Annotated in this window: 2 protein-coding genes; one reads left to right on the top strand and one right to left on the bottom strand. The window is 41.5% G+C overall.

Features of this window, described 5'->3' with window-relative positions; genetic code table 11:
* Positions 1-213 precede the first annotated feature (213 nt).
* Positions 214-501 carry a hypothetical protein gene (locus AAC854_RS22675; RefSeq protein WP_340619064.1) on the top strand — a complete coding sequence of 96 codons (288 nt, stop codon included), beginning with the start codon at positions 214-216 and terminating at the stop codon, positions 499-501.
* A 169-nt stretch (positions 502-670) separates the two neighbouring features.
* Here AAC854_RS22675 and AAC854_RS22670 read toward each other — a convergent pair.
* On the bottom strand, positions 671-1046 hold a 376-nt coding region (locus tag AAC854_RS22670; RefSeq protein ID WP_340619063.1), incomplete at its 5' end, for a DNA methyltransferase.

Here is a 1046-nt window from a genome sequence, read left to right as displayed (position 1 = left end):
TTAGGCCGTTCAAGAGGTCAGCCCATAAATCAGGATTTTCTTTCATCTTCATATTCCACCCCATTTGAACAATGGGCGTCCGTGGGGTGAACGATGGTTACCCCTGTGAGTCGGTTAAAAGTAATGGGTTGATGGTTAAGGTAAGCTGTTAGGTCAGCCAAAAATCAATCAATAACCGAAGCGATGGCTGATTAGCTTCGGAGTGAGAACTTTATGTCTAAAGATGAAAGCCCGCTAAACGAAGTTCAAAAAAAACTAAAGGAAGAGCTAACCTCTGTAATTCTATTCAGAGAGTTGATTATCTACCTAGATATAACCAACCCTAAATTTGAGCCATCTCGTTTTATGGAGCAAAAGCTACAAGGAACATTGGATATGCTACCTCAAACCGCCGCAGCTAATGACCCCGCAGTCAAGCAAGCATATGAAGACGCATTAAAAGTAGTTAGAGGTGCCGCGGAAGAGAGGAAGAAGCTAACTGCTGGTCGAGATCAGAAATAATATCCATTGCAGATCGAATTGATTTTGACTTTTCGTTCTCCAGTTTCGCTATGCATGAGTAAACTTGAGAAATAAATGAATAAATGGCAGCGTCACCTGAACTAATATTTAATGCTGCCATTTCTTCGCTAACATTACCTTTCTTCATAGACAAAGAAATTTCCATCATTCACCTCGCTAGTGAGTTATTTGTTTGGTCTAATTTGAAAAACCTAACACCTTGGGTTTTATCTTCTTCTGCAATGGCTTTTTTTATTCTTTGGAGGGTAATTCTGGAGATCAATTCAGGGATTGACTCCTGAGCACAATACCTTGTTGCCCCCGCGTTTCTTGAGACAGGTTCAGGCCATTGAACCAGAATAAACTGTCTTCTGCCGCCATCTTTCTTGTTTTGTTTTAACACCGCATGACCGGTAGAGCCGCTTCCCGCAAAAAAATCAAGAATGATATCTTCGCCATCCGTGACCTTCATTAGGTGTTCAATTAATCCTGTCGGCTTGGGGTAATCAAAAACAGCGGAACCAAGAAGCGCTTCAACCTCTTTA

The organism is Xenorhabdus entomophaga (assembly GCF_037996725.1).
Taxonomy (GTDB): Bacteria; Pseudomonadota; Gammaproteobacteria; order Enterobacterales; family Enterobacteriaceae; genus Xenorhabdus; species Xenorhabdus khoisanae.
This window is presented reverse-complemented; position numbering and strand designations above follow the sequence as displayed.

Coding starts and splice junctions, on each gene's coding strand:
- AAC854_RS22675 (WP_340619064.1), top strand. CDS start 214: ATGTCTAAAGATGAAAGCCCGCTAAACGAAGTTCAAAAAAAACTAAAG.